This is a genomic window from Methylocystis sp. H4A (assembly GCF_015709545.1).
GTDB lineage: Bacteria > Pseudomonadota > Alphaproteobacteria > Rhizobiales > Beijerinckiaceae > Methylocystis > Methylocystis silviterrae.
This window is the reverse complement of record NZ_JADNQY010000027.1, coordinates 328,389-341,729: the sequence shown is the minus strand read 5'-3', so window position 1 is coordinate 341,729 and position 13,341 is coordinate 328,389. Positions and strand designations below refer to the sequence as shown.

Sequence of the window (13,341 nt, the reverse complement as noted above, 5' to 3'; positions counted from 1 at the left end):
GACAAGCCTCTTCGGTACGCCGACCTTTGGAGGGTCGACAGAGACGAAAAAGCCCGGTCCGTCGTTGCTTTAAGTCGCGATCCTCCGCAGAGACGGAGTTCGCCGGTTCGCCTCCGGCTGCCGGTTTTACGCTGGCGGTTGACCGGCCTCTTGTCCGGATCCCCGCCTACCGACACACGACCACAGGCACGTGCGATTTGGGCAAGGACTTAGATACGCGCTTTTGCCGCTGTGACAAGCGGTTTTTGCCCCATGCGATTATTTTTTCGGCGGGTGATGCATGTTGGTCGCGCGCGCCCGCCTTGAGCCGCCAGCTCCTTGCGCGAGCGAGACGATAGGGCTAGAGCAGCAATCAATCAGCGAAGGCAAGACCTTGGTTCGGATGCGGAAATGACGCGAATAACACGGCGCCAATTCGCCGGGGCGCTCTCTGCAATAGGCGCGCAATTTGCGCTCAACGACCCAGCGCTGGCGGCCACTGACGTTCCCAAGCCGCGGTTCGATTTTGAGAACGTCGTTCAGCGGGCGCACGACCTGGCGCTGGCGCCCTTCGACACTGCGGTTCCGCCGCGTCTGCCGGATCCCTTCGACGCTTTAGACTTCGACACATGGCGAGGGATTCGCTTCAAGCGCGATCATGATATTTTCGCGGGCGCGGACGGCGGCTTCCGGCTAGAGACGTTCCATCTCGGCTTTCTCTATCGTCGCCCGATGACGGTGAATATGATCCGCGACGGCATCGCGACGCCGATTCCCTATTCGCCGACGCTCTTCGACTATGGCCGCCTCAAGGTCGAAAAGGCTCCCCCCGTCAACACCGGCTTCGCCGGCTTTCGCCTGCATTTCCCGGTTAACGAGCCTCATGTTCACGATGAGGTGATCTCCTTCCTCGGCGCGAGCTATTTCCGCTTTCTCGGCCGCGATCAGAATTATGGGCTTTCCGCGCGAGCGCTTTGCGTCGAGACCGGCTCCGAGCACGAGAGCTTTCCGTTCTTCCGTGAATTCTGGGTCGAAACGCCGGAGAAGGGCAGCAATCACGCGACGCTCTATGCGCTGCTCGACGGCGAGGCTGCGACAGGAGCCTTCAGATTCGATCTCTTCGCTGGACAGGAGAGCGCGCTCGAAATCCATGCGACGCTTTTCCCGCGGCGCACGGGGATGAAGCTCGGCCTCGCGCCGCTCACGTCGATGTATCTGACCGGCGAAAACGACCGGGATGTGCGCGACGGCTTTCGCACCGAATTGCACGATTCCGACGGGCTCTTGATCCATACCGGCGCCGGCGAATGGCTCTGGCGCCCGCTCGCCAATCCTCCCCGCGCGCGGATCTCGTCCTTTCTCGACACCAATAATCGCGGCTTTGGGCTGCTGCAGCGCGACAGGACGTTCGAGTCCTATCAGGATCTTGACCTCGCCTATGAAAACCGCCCGAGCTATTTCGTCGAACCTATCGGCGACTGGGGCGAAGGCCGCGTCGAACTGCTCGAACTGCCGACGCGTGACGAAACCAACGACAATATCGTCGCGAGCTGGACGCCGGCAAAGTCGCCTGAGCCCGGCGCGCCCTTCGTTTACGCCTATCGTATCACCGCCGGGCTCGACATGCCGCAACTCGCGCCCAATGGCATGGTCGTCAACACCTTCGAGGCGCCGGCGCGAGCGCTTGGCTCGGCCGAGCCCGTTAATCCGGGGGCGCATCGCTTTATCGTCGATTTCGCCGGCGGCGATCTCGCCTATTATGTCGGCGATCCGGGCCAGGTCGAAGCGGTGGCGACGACGAGCGCCGGGCGCGTGCTGCGCGCGAACGTCGCAGCCAATATGCACATCGACGGTCTACGCGCGCTCTTCGACGTCGCGGTGGAGCCGGGCAGCACCGCCGATCTCCGCCTGTTTTTGCGCGCGCATGGACGCGCGCTCACCGAGACCTGGACCTATCCCTGGACAGCGCCCGCGGCGTAACGCTCAGTCGTCCATGCTCTTGAGCCGCGTCAGGTCGAACGCCTCGACGTCGCGCAACAATTCAACGAAGGCCGTCGCCCAATAATCCGCCACCGCTTCGCCCTTTTCAGCGCTGGCTTTGGACGCATCGCCCATGGCGCCCGCAGGCGAGAGGTCCTGCGCCATCCAGCCAAAGCCAGCGGGTCGATCTGCGCGCAACCAGGCGAAATCGCGCTCGAAGTCGAGCGTCGCCGGCGGAAAGTTTTTGGCGCGCGCCATGTCGACGAGGTCCGGCCGGAAAGCGAGCATGAGCGACGTTTCGATTTCGCCGCCATGAATACCGTGGCGCAGCTCCGCCGCAGAGAAAAGTCCGTCCGGATAGCCGAAACGCGCCCAGGAGACGATGACCGCCAGCGCGCCGAAACGGGCGCGAAGATCGAGCGCCGTCTGCGAGAGGAGCGCCGAATTGCCGCCGTGTGAATTGAGGAGCACCAGCTTTCTCACGCCTGCGCGCAGGACGCCCTCCGCAATCTCGAGGAGGACGCGCGACGCGGTCTCATTCGTCAGCGTCAGCGTGCCGGGAAAGTCGCGGTGCTCGGACGAAACGCCGACGCTCTGAAGCGGCAGAAAGACCGCTTCGAGATCATCGGGCAGGCGCGCCGCGACTTGATCGATGCATCCTTCCATGATCATCGCGTCAACCCCGAGCGGCAGATGCGGCCCGTGCTGCTCCACCGCCGCGATCGGCAGAACGGCGATGACGCGCGACATGTCGTGCGCGCGCATGTCGCGCAGCGAGAGTTCCGACCAGAAGGGCGACGGCAGCATAGCGCGCAGCATAAGCACGTTCCTTGCGAAGGGGAATGCTGGCGGGCGCGCCGCGTATCAAAGCCCCGTCAGTTTCATGAACAGCTTTTGAGCCATCTCGGCGACAGGATATTTGAACAAGAAGAGTGGCGGCATCGGCAGCAGCGCCGCGGCGAGAATGATCGCCAGCAAGCGAATGCTGACAGGCGCCAAGCGCATATTTCGCACAACGCCGACGCTATTGCCGAGATCGGCAAGCGATTGCAGGTCCGGCGTCCCCAGCAAAGGCTCTCTGTCATGAGACGCTTCGCCAAACCATTTGCGCTCGAAATCCTCGACGTATCGCGCGGCAAGCACCGTGTAGTCGCGTAGTCCCCGTTCCCTGCATTCCATCAGCTTGAAGGCGAAGAAGCAGGGCGGACCGAGAAACAGCACGATGTCGATGATCACAATCATGGCCGTCGCCAGATAGATCGGGTCAAACGACGCGCCCGCCGACATTTCCTCGGCGAAACCGGCGGCGACAAGCAGAGAGATGGCGAACGCCAGAGGCGCCAAATGGGTTTGGACGACTTCGAGATATCCGAGACCCCCGACGCCGTCGGGATGCGTCGGCGTCAGGTGAAGCTCCATTCGGGCCAAGCGCCACAGGAATCGCCACCAGAGCGCGAGCCGCCAAACCCAACGAAACGCCAGAAAGCGAAAGAGCGGTAGACAGACCATCCAGTACCACAAGCCCGCAAGCGGCATGAGGGCCAAGGCTCGGCCCGATTCGGGCGACGCGGTCTTTCCAGAAAGATGAAGCTGCGCCGCGAAAAGAAACATCAGCACTGTCGCCGCAAGCGAGGTCGCATCCGGAATCCAGGAATTGCTCCAGCGGGCGAGGCTGCGAACTTCAGCCTGCAAGGTGGGAAGCGCCGCTCTCGACGCCACGCCGGAACGCAGCAGGGTCGAGAGAAACGCCCTCGCTTGCCGATCAAACGTAGTTTCGCAAAAGAACAGCAGCGGAATGACCGCCAGCAACCGAATGTGTCCGCCGATGACCGAGAGCGTAAAGAACTTTCCGCGATCGCCTTCAAGCGCCGCCAAGGCGACGAGGACGATCCAGGGGATCAGTCCGAGCGCGATCCCCAGGGGGAGCGTATTCGGCCCCGGACGGACGAGGCCAAGCCGCCTTCCCAGCCTCTGAAGAGGCCCGCCGAGAAGCGAGAATTCGCTGAGCAGGTCGTCGGCGTTTTGCGGGCTGGCGGCGGATTGGCTCATGCACCCCTTCCGATGGTAAGCGCTGGGTTCGTTCGGGCGACGTCTTGCCGCTCTTGCCGGCGACACCGACATACTACCGCAAGCGACTTCGCGCGAATGCCGTGCTGCGCCCACCTTCCGAACGGGCGCGCATGGCGCGCGCGAGACAAGGACCGACGCTCATGGCGAATGACTTCACCCGACGCGAGACGCTGCGGTTCGCCGCCGTCGCGGCGCTTATCCCCGGATGGGCGCGCGCCGAAGGCGCGACGAAGGTCGTAATGCATAAGAACCCGACATGCGGGTGCTGCGGCGCGTGGAGCGCGCGCATGCGCGAGGCCGGCTATGTCGTCGAAGAGATCGTCGAAGCCGATATGCCGTCGGTGAAGAAGCGCCTCGGCGTGCCTGAGCCGCTGTCCTCCTGCCACACGGCCGAGATCGACGGCTACATCGTCGAAGGCCATGTTCCCCCGCAGGCGGTCGCGCGGCTCCTCAAGGAGCGGCCGGACGCCATCGGCCTCGCCGCGCCGGGCATGCCGGCGGGATCGCCCGGCATGGAGGGCGGCGCAGCGGAGGTCTACAGGCTGTATTTGTTCGACGCGTCCGGGGCGCGCCCATTTGGCGACTGGCGGGGCGACAAGCCCGTCTGATCGGGCTCGGGCGGCGCGATCGATTGATCCTGCGAAAGGCCGAGATAGCGGGCGGCGCCGCGGCCGGCCGCCAGTCCGGTGGCGAAGGCCGCCTGTAACAGATAGCCGCCCGTCGGCGCGTCATAGTCGAGCATCTCGCCCGCGACGAAAACGCCCGGCAGCTTCTTGAGCATCAGATTGTCGTCGAGTTCGTCGAAGGAGACGCCGCCGGCGGTCGAGATGGCGCGCTCAAGACCTCCGACGCCCGTGACGGTGAGCGGCGCATTCTTGATGAGCCCGGCAAGCGTTTCCGCGTCGCGCGGCAGGCCCTCCCCTCGCCCCTCGCGCAGGAGCCCGATCTCGACTTTCGAGAACCCGGCCTTGCGCAGAAAATTTGCATGCGACTGTTTCTGCGGACGCCGTGACAGCTTGCGCGTCAGGCAATCGAGACTGGTGTCGGGCCGCAGATCGATCGACAGCGTCGTCGGGCCGTGTTTTTGCGTGACGTCGCGCAACTGCGAAGAGAGCGCGTAAACCGGCCCGCCTTCGAGTCCGGCGCGCGTCACGACGACATCGCCGCGCGCCGTAGACGCGCCATGGCGCAGCAACGCCGTCTTGATCGGCTGGCCTTCGAAATCGTCGCGAAAGATCGCGCTCCACTCGATCAGCGCGCCGCTGTTGGCGGCGACGAGCGGCGTGACGCGCACGCCTTCCGCGCCAAGCCGCGCCGCCCAGGCGCCGTCGGAGCCGAGCCGCGGCCAAGAGGCGCCGCCGAGCGCCAGCACCAAGGCGTCGACTTTGCGGGTGAATTCGCCATCCGGGCCGATCAGGCGCAGCGCCCCCGATTCGGCGAAGCCCGCGAAGTCATGGCGGGTCACGATCGTGACGCCAAGCCGCGACAGCCGCCGCAGCCAGGCGCGCAAGAGCGGCGAGGCCTTGAAGCTTGCCGGAAAGACCCGGCCGCTGGAGCCGACGAAGGTCGTCTCGCCAAGCTCGGCGCAGAAGTCGCGCAGCGCCTGCGGCGGCCAGGCGCGAATGAACGGCGCAATTCTCGCGGCCGCCGCGCCATAGCGGGAGATGAAGCGCTCCAGGCCTTCGCTGTGGGTGATGTTGAGCCCGCCCCGCCCCGCCATCAGAAATTTGCGCGCGGGGCTCGCTTTGTGCTCATAGATGACGACGCGCGCGCCGGCGCGCGCGAGGGCGTCGGCGGCGAAAAGGCCGGCGGGGCCCGCGCCAATGACGGCGCAGAACGGTGCCTCGGCGTCGCTAATGGAAGAGCCTCCCTTGGGCGGCGTTTTTCGATGCGCAGAATGGCGAAGGTTCACGCCTCCGCTCGCGCCACGCCCGCGTTTCGGTGGCTCTCATATCATGTGCGCGCTGGCGCGCGGAAAAAAAGCTGAAATGACAGTCAAGGCTCTGCCTCAAATTGACGCATCCGCCGAGCGCTTCGAATTTCTCGTTGCGCCGCAGCACGCCGGCGCCCGGCTCGACCGCTTTCTCGCCGAACAGCCGGAGATCGTCGCCGCGCATCTGTCGCGCAGCCGCATCAAGGGGCTGATCGAGGACAACCGCGCAACCCTTGCCGGCGAGACGGCGCGCGATCCGGCCAAGAAGCTCGGCGCCGGAGATCACGTCACGCTCGACGTGCCGCCCGCGACTCCGGCCGAGCCGCAGGGCGAAGATATCGCGCTCACCATCGTCTATGAGGACGCGCATCTCCTCGTCATCGACAAGCCGGCCGGCCTCGTCGTGCATCCGGCGAGCGCGCATGAGAGCGGCACGCTGGTCAATGCGCTGATCGCGCATTGCGGCGACAGCCTTTCCGGCGTCGGCGGGGTGAAGAAGCCCGGCATCGTGCATCGTATCGACAAGAATACGAGCGGCCTTTTGGTCGTCGCCAAGACCGACGCCGCGCATCATGGCCTCTCCCGCCTCTTCGCCGATCACGGCCGCAAACTGTCGCTGACGCGCGAATATTTCGCCTTCGTCTGGGGCGTTCCCGACCGCGCGCATGGAACAATCGACGCGCCGCTCGGCCGCCATTCGACGCAGCGCGAAAAAATGGCGGTTGTGTCGGAAGCGCGCGGCCGCGAGGCGATCACGCATTGGGAGAAGGTCGAGGATTACGGGGTCGCGTCGCTGCTGCGCTGTCAACTGGAGACCGGCCGCACGCATCAGATCCGCGTGCATATGGCCCATATCGGACATCCGCTGATCGGCGACAATACCTATGGCGCGGGTTTCAAAACCAAGGTCGCGAAACTGGCGCCCGCCGCGCGCGAGATCGTCGAGCGTTTGGACCGCCAGGCGCTGCACGCCGCGACGCTCGGGTTCGAGCATCCGGTGACGAAAGAGGAGATGATGTTTGAAAGCGAATTGCCGGAGGATTTGGCGGGGTTGAGAGAGGCGCTCGCGGGCGTTTGAAGGCCGGCGCCAAAAACCTGGCGCTAACATACGACATCTTGGCGAACTTACCGGCTCAATAAGCGACGCGCATCCTGAGCGCGTCATGCCCGGCCTTGTGCCGGGCATCCACGCGGCGCCGCTCCGCAAATTTCGCAGCGCCGCGCCGCCTCTCGACGTGGATGGCCGGGACAAGCCCGGCCATGACGGGCTGAGATGTTGCGCCTCGGCGCCCGCTTCATGGCTTCACCTCTTTTCGCGCGCCGCTCTTCAATGCGCCATCCTTCGGCGAAGTTTCAATCTTTCCGCGACGCCGCGTTCATCGAAATCGAAGGGAGCAATGCTTGCTCGCCTGCGCCGCCGCGATTACCCTCGCGCGCGTTGCCGAAGTTCTTTGGAGTTGGCGTCATGCGCGCACGCGCTGTTCGAATGCTGCTTTGCTCGTCATTGTCGCTCGTCGCCTCAGGCGCGACGGCGGATACGCCTGCATCGGGAACTTTTCTAGCCCGTCAGTCCTGTCCCGCGCTTCAATCGATCAGAACCGGCGCCAATCCGGGCAATGTCAGCGTCGAGCCGAATGGGCATTATTCAATTTTCGCCAAGAACAAGCCGAACGCGACGCATTATCTCATCGATGTCCCCGACGCTCAGCCGGGGCGCCGGTGGGTCGCGGTCGGATGCGGCGAGGCGACGCTCGCTGAGGGCGGCGGCAAGCCGGGGAGCGGCGGCGAAGACGCCTCCAGCGAGCCAGAGCATGACGGCGGTGCGGCGGCGCAAAAGCCGGATTACATCCTTGCCGTGAGCTGGCAGCCGGCCTTTTGCGAGGGCAAGCCCGACAAGACGGAATGCGAAACGCAGAAAGCCGACCGGTTCGACGCGACGCATTTCACGCTGCATGGGCTCTGGCCCAAAAAACAATATTGCAATGTCGATCGCCACATCGTCGCCGCCGATAAGGACAACCGGTGGAACGGCCTGCCCGAGCCCGAACTCTCCGACGCGACAAGGCACGCGCTGTCGGACGTCATGCCGGGAACGATGTCGCTGCTCGAACGGCATGAGTGGATCAAACATGGCACGTGCTTTCCGGGAAGCGCGGCGGAAATCTATTTTTCACGGACGCTCGCGCTGATGTCGCAGCTCAACGCCTCCAAGGTTCAGGGGCTCTTCGCGGCGCATATCGGCGAGGAAATCACGCGCGACCAACTCAAGGCGGCCTTCAATGAGACCTTTGGCGACGGCGCCGCCGATCGGGTGCGCGTCGCCTGCAAGAGAGACGGCGGCCGCAATCTCATTGTCGAGATGACCATCGGACTGGTGGGAGACGTCAAACCCGACAGCAAACTCGCCGATCTCATGGCCGCCGCGCCGGCGACGGACCCCGGCTGCCCAAGCGGAATCGTCGATCCGGTGGGGTTGCAGTAGGCGGAGCGCCAATCCCCTCGCCCCTCATCGCACTTCTCCCCGCAAGCGGGGAGAAGAGGCGTCAGGCGATTCGCGAAAAAATCATGCGCGCGCGACGTGCAGAAGGCGCTGCGCCGCTATCCCCTCTCCCCGCTTGCGGGGAGAGGTAAGGTGAGGGGCTTGGGCGATTGGCGAGCCGCCCTCACTCCACCAGAGCGGCCTTGCCCTTGGCCTTCTTGCGATCGTTGGGGTCGAGAAACACCTTGCGCAGGCGGATCGATTTCGGGGTCACTTCCACGCGCTCGTCGTCCTCGATATAGGCGAGCGCCTTCTCCAGCGTCATCTGGATCGGCGGCGTCAGGCGCACCGCTTCGTCCTTCGACTGGGTGCGGATGTTGGTGAGCTGCTTGCCCTTGAGCACATTGATCTCGAGATCATTGTCGCGCGTATGCTCGCCGACGATCATGCCCTTGTAGACCTTCCAGCCCGGCTCGATCATCATCGGGCCGCGATCCTCCAGCTTCCACATCGCGTAGGCGACGGCCTCGCCGGAATCATTGCTGATCAGCACGCCGTTGCGGCGGCCCTGAATCTCGCCCTTGTAGGGCGCATATTCATGGAACAGGCGGTTCATGATCGCCGTGCCGCGCGTGTCGGTGAGAAGTTCGCCCTGATAGCCGATCAGGCCGCGCGTCGGCGCATGGAAGACGAGACGCAGGCGATTGCCGCCCGACGGGCGCATCTCGATCATCTCGGCCTTGCGCTCGTTCATCTTCTGCACGACGACGCCGCTATGCTCCTCGTCGACGTCGATGACGACCTCTTCGATCGGCTCGAGAATCTCGCCGCTCTCATCCTTCTTGAAGACGACCTTGGGGCGCGAGACGCCAAGCTCGAAGCCCTCGCGGCGCATGGTCTCGATCAGAATGCCGAGCTGCAACTCGCCGCGGCCCGAGACGATGAAGGCGTCGCCCATCGGCGCGTCCTCGACGCGCAGCGCGACATTGCCTTCGGCTTCCTTAAAGAGACGCGCGCGGATCATGCGGCTCGTGACCTTGTCGCCTTCCGTGCCCGCAAGCGGACTGTCATTGACGAGGAAGGTCATGGACAGCGTCGGCGGATCGATCGGCTGCGCCTGCAAGGGCTCGTTGACGTCGAGCGCGCAGAGCGTGTCGGCGACGTTGAATTTCTCAAGGCCGGCGATGGCGACGATGTCGCCGGCTTCCGCCTCTTCGATCGGCTGGCGCTCAATGCCGCGAAAGGCGAGAATTTTTGACACGCGCCCCTGCTCGACGATCTTGCCGGTGCGGTCGAGCACCTTCACCGCCTGATTGGGCTTCACGCTGCCGGCGAAGACGCGGCCGGTGATGATGCGGCCGAGATAGGGATTGGCCTCGAGCAGCGTGCCGAGCATGCGGAAGCCGCCGTCCTCGACGGTGGGCGCCGGCACATGCTTGACGACGAGATCGAAGAGCGGCGCCATGCCGTCCTGCGGGCCGGTCGGCTCCTCGGCCATCCAGCCTTGCTTGGCGGAGCCGTAGATGATCGGGAAGTCGAGCTGCTCGTCGGTGGCGTCGAGCGCGGCGAAGAGATCGAAGACCTCGTTGACGACTTCCGAGACGCGGGCGTCGGGCTTGTCGACCTTGTTGACGCAGACGATCGGCTTCAGGCCGATCTTGAGCGCCTTGCCGACGACGAATTTCGTCTGCGGCATGGGGCCTTCGGCCGCGTCGACGAGCACGATGGCGCCGTCGACCATCGACAGGATGCGCTCCACCTCGCCACCGAAATCGGCGTGGCCGGGCGTGTCGACGATATTGATGCGCACGTCCTTCCAGGTGATGGAGGTGGCCTTCGCCATGATGGTGATGCCGCGCTCTTTTTCGAGATCGTTCGAATCCATCACGCGCTCGGCGACGCGCTGGTTTTCGCGAAAGGCGCCCGACTGCTGAAGGAGACGGTCGACGAGCGTGGTCTTGCCATGGTCGACGTGGGCGATGATGGCGATGTTGCGCAGCTGCATGTTCAAAGGCCGGCCAGGTAAAACAGCCGCCTCTGCGGCCGCCCGAGAGCGGCCGGGAACTGGAGACGCTGGCTGTTGTTGCGATGCAGCGTCTCATACCCCAAGGCGGGGGAATTTGGAAGCGGAGCCGGCCTGGGCGGTCCTCCCAAGGCCAGACCCCGCCCGAACCGCAGGCTACCGCGCCGGGCACTGCTCCCGGCAGCGCCGCCAGGCGGGGATGCATTGCGACCCCAGGCCCCCATCCGCGAGACAGGCGTCACGCTCGGCGTTGCATTCCCGCAAGCACTGCTCCCGCGGCGTCGGCGGAGGCGGCGGAGGCGGCGGAGGCTGCTGCGCCGTGAAGGTGGTGAGCGGGCCAAGCTCCTGCTCGATCATGCTCATCGGGCTGAAAACGAAGGAGCTGCCGTCGTCAGGCCCGCCCCACAGAATGCCGTGCAGGCTCGCCTGGCTGGCGGTTGGCAGGATGGAGAAGACGGGCGAGCCGCTGTCGCCATTGTCCGTCAGCTTGTTCGTCCCGCTCACCCGCCCGACGCGGCTCTGGCACAAGAGCCTGACGTCGGTGTCCGCGACATTGACGTCGATGCAGGTCGCGCGCACGTCGCCGAAAGCCCAGCCCGTCGTGCGGCCGACCTTGTTGAGCCTCATGCCGACGACCGAGTCCGGCGTCTCGCTCATGATCCGGAAGACGCCCGGGAAGCTGTTGATCGTCAGCGAGCCGACATTATTCGTCGTTCGCGCGATTTCGAAACGGCCGCGGTCGATTCGGTAGTCGGCATAGGCGCTGTCGCTGAAGCGGCATTTCCTGCCCGAGGGGCACACGCCGCCGGTGAAATATGGCGGGTCGCTATCCTCGTCGCCGATCTTATTGCCCGAAAACAGCGGATCATTCGGCTGATGGAAATCGTCGTCATTGCTGACGCCGCGATTCTTGGTGCAATGAGAATTGGTCACGAAGCCGTCGCGGCCATTGCGCACGACGTTGAATCCGAGCGTGCAGATCTTGAAGGCGAAAACGCCGGTGTCGATTTCGATCTGAACGCCGCCGGGAACCGGCCGGCTTTTGTCGCGCAACGAGGCGTGGAAGCGGATCGGCTGCGTTTCTTCGATGATGAGCGCTTCAAACGGAACGCCGAGCGATTTCGCCAGAGCTTCGAATCTTTGGCGCGACGGATCGCCGACGACGCCGATGGTCACGCGATTGCGGCGTTCGTCGAGATCGACGAAGACGATCTCCTGGCCGTCAAGCGCCGGGCTGAAGCTTTTCTTCCATTTGGCGAGTTCGACGACGTCGTAGTCGCCCTTGATGATGTTCGGTTCTTGAGCGCGGCCTTTGGCGGCGGCGTTTTGCGTCAGGAACTCCGCGCCGAGCACGCTGGCGATGGCCGACGTGACCTGCGACCGCGCGGCTTTCATCGCGTCCGCGCTGCGCAGTTCGGCGGCGTTTTTCATATAGACCTGCAGCGCGCCCTTATCGTCGAAATACATGCCCCCAAAGCCAGGCGCCTGCTCGCCAATTTTCACGAGCTTATCGTCGAAAGTTGCGACGGGCGTGGCCGGCGGCGCTGCGGGCGTTTCTTTCTGCTGCGCCATGGCGGCGGTCGCAATCGTCATGGCGATCGCCACAACAGTTTTCAGCAATAATTTAAGGCCCATCGCGCCCTCCATGAAATCATGCGCGGCGCGCGAGCGCGTATCGCCCGCGTTCGCCGCTAAATGGCGCCAATATGGACGTCCTTGCCAGCGTAGGACGTACGCGCCAGCACCACGTCGTTTATTTGAATGAGAACTAGAGCGCCGTGCCGCGCTCGGCCACTGGCGTCCACAGCACCTGCTCGATGCGCTCAGCTCCCGTTGCGAGCATCACGAGCCTGTCGAAGCCCAGCGCAACGCCGCAGGCCGGCGGCATCTCGGCCAGAGCGGCGAGAAAATCCTCATCGATCGGATAGGTCTCGCCGTAGATGCGGCGCTTCTCCTGCATCTGCGCCTCGAAGCGCCGGCGCTGCTCCGCCGCGTCGGTCAATTCAGCGAAGCCATTGGCGAGCTCGACGCCGCAGACATAGAGTTCGAAGCGATCGGCGAAGCGCGGATCATCGGCGTTGGCGCGGGCGAGCGCCGCCTCGCTCACCGGATAATCCGTCAGAATGGTCGGCCGCTCGCGACCGAGCATAGGCTCGATCTTTTCGGACATGATCTTGCTGAACAGATCCGACCAGCCGTCGTCTTCGACGACCCGTATGCCGTCCCGCGCGGCGGCGCGGGCGAGCCCGTCGCGGTCGCCGAGCAGCGGTTCCAAATCAATGCTGGCGTGGGTCGCAAAGGCGTCGCAGACGCTGATGATCTGCGGCTCCTCGAATGGATCGCAAACGCGTCCCATCCAGGCGAAATCCGTCGCGCCCGCCGCCCGCGCCGCGCTCGCCAGCAGTCCGGCGCAGTCCTCCATCAGCCGCAGCGTCGGCGCATCGGCGCGGTACCACTCCAGCATGGTGAATTCCGGATGGTGCAGGGCGGAGCGCTCGCGATTGCGGAAGACGCGCGCAAGGGTGAAAATCCGCTCCTCGCCCGCCGCGAGCAGCTTCTTGCAGGAAAACTCCGGCGAGGTATGGAGATAGAGCCGGCTCCGCTCGCCACCCGAGCCGATCAGCTCCGTCGCGAAGGCCGAAAGATGGGTTTCATTGCCGCCCGATAGCTGAAGCGCCGCCGTTTCGACCTCGGCGAAGCCTTCCGCGGCGAAGAAACGTCGGGTGGCGGCGGCGATCGCCGCCCGGCCCTTGAGAAAGGGCTTGCGGTCGGCATAAACATCCCGGGCCCACCAAGGCGACGCGCGCGTCATAAGGTCTCCGCGAGGCGGGGCCCGGATTGCCGGCGCGCCCGAAATATGGTCTGACCGCCGTTCAT

10 protein-coding genes are annotated in these 13,341 nt (G+C 64.7%); 4 read left to right on the top strand and 6 right to left on the bottom strand.

Going from position 1 to position 13,341, the window contains the following annotated elements; translation table 11 throughout:
- Window positions 1-390: 390 nt before the first annotated feature.
- Complete coding sequence (locus IYW40_RS16285) at window positions 391-1,959, top strand: glucan biosynthesis protein (RefSeq protein ID WP_196401340.1); 1,569 nt, start codon at window positions 391-393, stop codon at window positions 1,957-1,959.
- 3 nt (window positions 1,960-1,962) lie between these two features.
- On the opposite strand, the gene IYW40_RS16280 is transcribed toward IYW40_RS16285, so the two are convergent.
- Window positions 1,963-2,778: a creatininase family protein gene (locus IYW40_RS16280; protein WP_196401339.1), complete on the bottom strand. Its 816-nt coding sequence runs from the start codon at window positions 2,776-2,778 to the stop codon at window positions 1,963-1,965.
- A 45-nt stretch (window positions 2,779-2,823) separates the two neighbouring features.
- Window positions 2,824-4,008, bottom strand: coding sequence for a hypothetical protein (locus IYW40_RS16275; RefSeq protein ID WP_196401338.1), 1,185 nt, complete (start codon window positions 4,006-4,008; stop codon window positions 2,824-2,826).
- A 161-nt stretch (window positions 4,009-4,169) separates the two neighbouring features.
- Here IYW40_RS16275 and IYW40_RS16270 point away from each other — a divergent pair, with 161 nt between their 5' ends.
- Complete coding sequence (locus tag IYW40_RS16270) at window positions 4,170-4,637, top strand: DUF411 domain-containing protein (RefSeq protein ID WP_246720851.1); 468 nt, start codon at window positions 4,170-4,172, stop codon at window positions 4,635-4,637.
- Here IYW40_RS16270 and IYW40_RS16265 read toward each other — a convergent pair.
- A complete protein-coding gene (locus tag IYW40_RS16265) occupies window positions 4,565-5,941 on the bottom strand; it encodes a TIGR03862 family flavoprotein (protein ID WP_348644292.1) in 1,377 nt (458 codons plus the stop codon). The two genes, IYW40_RS16270 and IYW40_RS16265, sit on opposite strands and share 73 nt — an antisense overlap.
- Window positions 5,942-6,017: 76 nt before the next feature.
- Between IYW40_RS16265 and IYW40_RS16260 the strand changes: the two genes are divergently transcribed.
- Window positions 6,018-7,040, top strand: a complete 1,023-nt coding sequence (locus IYW40_RS16260; RefSeq protein WP_196401336.1) for an RluA family pseudouridine synthase — start codon at window positions 6,018-6,020, stop codon at window positions 7,038-7,040.
- A 387-nt stretch (window positions 7,041-7,427) separates the two neighbouring features.
- The gene (locus tag IYW40_RS16255; protein WP_196401335.1) at window positions 7,428-8,444 is read left to right on the top strand and encodes a ribonuclease T; all 1,017 of its coding nucleotides are present in this window, start codon (window positions 7,428-7,430) and stop codon (window positions 8,442-8,444) included.
- Between the two features lie 181 nt (window positions 8,445-8,625).
- Here IYW40_RS16255 and typA read toward each other — a convergent pair whose 3' ends face one another.
- The 3 genes from typA to epmA all read right to left on the bottom strand — a co-directional run bounded on the left by typA (window position 8,626) and on the right by epmA (window position 13,276).
- Window positions 8,626-10,446, bottom strand: a complete 1,821-nt coding sequence (gene typA, locus IYW40_RS16250; RefSeq protein ID WP_196401334.1) for a translational GTPase TypA — start codon at window positions 10,444-10,446, stop codon at window positions 8,626-8,628.
- 174 nt (window positions 10,447-10,620) lie between these two features.
- Window positions 10,621-12,099 carry a hypothetical protein gene (locus IYW40_RS16245; protein WP_196401333.1) on the bottom strand — a complete coding sequence of 493 codons (1,479 nt, stop codon included), beginning with the start codon at window positions 12,097-12,099 and terminating at the stop codon, window positions 10,621-10,623.
- 133 nt (window positions 12,100-12,232) lie between these two features.
- On the bottom strand, window positions 12,233-13,276 hold the full coding sequence (gene epmA, locus IYW40_RS16240) for an EF-P lysine aminoacylase EpmA (RefSeq protein ID WP_196401332.1): 1,044 nt from the start codon (window positions 13,274-13,276) through the stop codon (window positions 12,233-12,235).
- Window positions 13,277-13,341 lie beyond the last annotated feature (65 nt).

What these genes read in the sequence shown, in the direction of transcription:
- IYW40_RS16285 (WP_196401340.1), top strand. Translation starts at nt 391, where the DNA reads ATGACGCGAATAACACGGCGCCAATTCGCCGGGGCGCTCTCTGCAATA.
- IYW40_RS16280 (WP_196401339.1), bottom strand. Translation starts at nt 2,778, where the DNA reads ATGCTGCGCGCTATGCTGCCGTCGCCCTTCTGGTCGGAACTCTCGCTG.
- IYW40_RS16275 (WP_196401338.1), bottom strand. Translation starts at nt 4,008, where the DNA reads ATGAGCCAATCCGCCGCCAGCCCGCAAAACGCCGACGACCTGCTCAGC.
- IYW40_RS16270 (WP_246720851.1), top strand. Translation starts at nt 4,170, where the DNA reads ATGGCGAATGACTTCACCCGACGCGAGACGCTGCGGTTCGCCGCCGTC.
- IYW40_RS16260 (WP_196401336.1), top strand. Translation starts at nt 6,018, where the DNA reads ATGACAGTCAAGGCTCTGCCTCAAATTGACGCATCCGCCGAGCGCTTC.
- IYW40_RS16255 (WP_196401335.1), top strand. Translation starts at nt 7,428, where the DNA reads ATGCGCGCACGCGCTGTTCGAATGCTGCTTTGCTCGTCATTGTCGCTC.
- typA (WP_196401334.1), bottom strand. Translation starts at nt 10,446, where the DNA reads ATGCAGCTGCGCAACATCGCCATCATCGCCCACGTCGACCATGGCAAG.
- IYW40_RS16245 (WP_196401333.1), bottom strand. Translation starts at nt 12,099, where the DNA reads ATGGGCCTTAAATTATTGCTGAAAACTGTTGTGGCGATCGCCATGACG.
- epmA (WP_196401332.1), bottom strand. Translation starts at nt 13,276, where the DNA reads ATGACGCGCGCGTCGCCTTGGTGGGCCCGGGATGTTTATGCCGACCGC.